Source organism: Nocardioides stalactiti, from assembly GCF_014180715.1.
GTDB lineage: Bacteria > Actinomycetota > Actinomycetes > Propionibacteriales > Nocardioidaceae > Nocardioides > Nocardioides stalactiti.
This window is the reverse complement of record NZ_JACEFC010000206.1, coordinates 1,505-3,510: the sequence shown is the minus strand read 5'-3', so window position 1 is coordinate 3,510 and position 2,006 is coordinate 1,505. Positions and strand designations below refer to the sequence as shown.

The 2,006-nt window shown below is 73.2% G+C and carries 2 protein-coding genes and 1 pseudogene (1 of these 3 cut by a window edge); 1 reads left to right on the top strand and 2 read right to left on the bottom strand.

The features are described 5' to 3' along the window. A partial coding sequence (gene rpsB / locus H0487_RS22200) for a 30S ribosomal protein S2 (protein ID WP_183096377.1) occupies positions 1-764 on the bottom strand: 764 nt, incomplete at its 3' end. Positions 765-1,086: 322 nt separating this feature from the next. On the opposite strand from rpsB, the gene H0487_RS22195 reads away from it, so the two are divergent. Further along, positions 1,087-1,668 carry a M23 family metallopeptidase gene (locus H0487_RS22195; protein WP_183096376.1) on the top strand — a complete coding sequence of 194 codons (582 nt, stop codon included), beginning with the start codon at positions 1,087-1,089 and terminating at the stop codon, positions 1,666-1,668. Positions 1,669-1,671: 3 nt separating this feature from the next. On the opposite strand, the pseudogene H0487_RS22190 reads toward H0487_RS22195, so the two are convergent. Beyond that, positions 1,672-2,006, bottom strand: a pseudogene (locus H0487_RS22190) (tyrosine recombinase XerC); it runs 675 nt beyond the window's last position.

The following is a 2,006-nucleotide window of genomic DNA, read 5'->3' as shown; positions in this document are numbered from 1 at the left end:
TTCTCGAGGAGCTCGCGCTCCCACTCGGCCAGCGGCTCCTCGGCGGCGGGGGCCGCACCGTCACCCTTGACGCCGGAGCGGGCGATGAGGCCCTCGGCGACGGCGTCGGCGACGACGCGGGTCAGCAGGCCGACCGCGCGGATGGCGTCGTCGTTGCCCGGGATCGGGAAGTCGACGTCGTCCGGGTCGCAGTTGGAGTCGAGGATGGCGATGATCGGGATGCGCAGCTTGCGCGCCTCCTCGACGGCCAGGTGCTCCTTGTTCGTGTCGACGATCCACACCGCGGAGGGCGTCCGGGTCATCTCACGGATACCGCCGAGCGACTTGTTCAGCTTGTCGCGCTCGCGGCGCATCTGCAGCAGCTCCTTCTTGGTGCGGCTGCTGCCGGCGACGTCGTCGAAGTCGATGTCGTCGAGCTCCTTGAGGCGGTTGATCCGCTGGTGCACCGTCTGGAAGTTGGTGAGCATGCCGCCGAGCCAGCGCTGGTTGACGTAGGGCATGCCGACGCGGGTCGCCTGCTCGGCGATCGCCTCCTGGGCCTGCTTCTTGGTGCCGACGAACATGATCGTGCCGCCGCGCGCCACGGTGTCCTTGACGAACGCGAAGCTGCGGTCGATGTAGGCCAGCGACTGCTGCAGGTCGATGATGTAGATGCCGTTGCGCTCGGTCATGATGAAGCGCTTCATCTTCGGGTTCCAGCGACGGGTCTGGTGTCCGAAGTGGACGCCGCTCTCGAGGAGCTGGCGCATAGTGACCACAGCCATGGTGGTGTTCTCCTATTGGGGTTGTTTTCAGTTCGGTCCTGGCGCCTGCGTGCGGCCCGACCCGATGACTCGGGACTGAGGGCCGTCACCCACGGGCGGTCGGCACCCGGAGGGGGCACCGTCGTGGTCTGCTGACGCGCGTATTCCGGTTCGTGGGCAGCCCTGACGGACGGTCCGGAACCGGTCCGCCCAGACTACCCGTCCCCGGCCCCCTTCCCCGAATCGCCAGCAGTCGTCCCCAGGGTCCTCCGCGGTCGCCGTTGTCCCCAGGGCCGGGGTGGTGCCGCAGCGGCTCCGGTGGCGGGCACGCGACGCTCGGCCGGTGACCCTGCGCGCGCGGCTCTGCGGAGCCCTTCTCCCCCACCTGCTCCTCCTGGCCCCGGCAGCCGCGGAGCCCTCCGACCCCGTCGGCAGCTGGCCCCTGCGGCCCGAGCCGGAGGTGGTCCGCGGCTTCGACCCGCCGGCATCGACGTACGGCGCGGGGCACCGCGGCGTGGACCTGCTCGGCACCCCGGGCCAGCAGGTGCACACGGCGATGGCCGGCACCGTCACCTTCGCCGGGCCGCTGGCGGGGCGCGGGGTGGTCGTGGTCAGCCACGGCGCCACCCGCACGACCTACGAGCCGGTCGGGGCCGACGTGGTCATCGGGGAGCGGGTCGCAGCGGGGGCTGCGCTGGGGACGCTCGAGGCGTTCGCCTCCCACTGCGCCCCGCGGGCGTGCCTGCACTGGGGCTGGAAGCGGGACGACACCTATCTCGACCCGCTCTCGCTGGTGGGCGAGGGTCCCGTGCGCCTGCTGCCGCTGTGGCGGGACAGCGGGGTGGACGCGCGGCCCTGGACTCCCCCGCTGGCCGTGCTGCCGTACGACGCCTGGCGCCCGCCGGCGCGCCCGCCCGCCTGGTGAGCGTCAGGCGCGCGGGTGGGCCTGACGGTAGGCGGAGCGCAGCCGGTCGGTGGTGACGTGGGTGTAGCGCTGGGTGGTCGCCAGGGAGGCATGACCCAGCAGCTCCTGCACCGAGCGGAGGTCGGCGCCGCCCTCGAGCAGGTGGGTGGCGGCGGTGTGGCGCAGTCCGTGGGGCCCGAGGTCCGGGGCGCCCGGCACCTCGGCGATCCGCTGGTGCACGAGGGTCCGGACGGCGCGCTGGTCGATCCGGCCGCCCCGCGCGCCGAGGAACAGCGCCGCTGCCGAGCCCGGCCGCGCGACCGACGGTCGGCCCCGGACCAGCCAGGCGTCGACCGCCG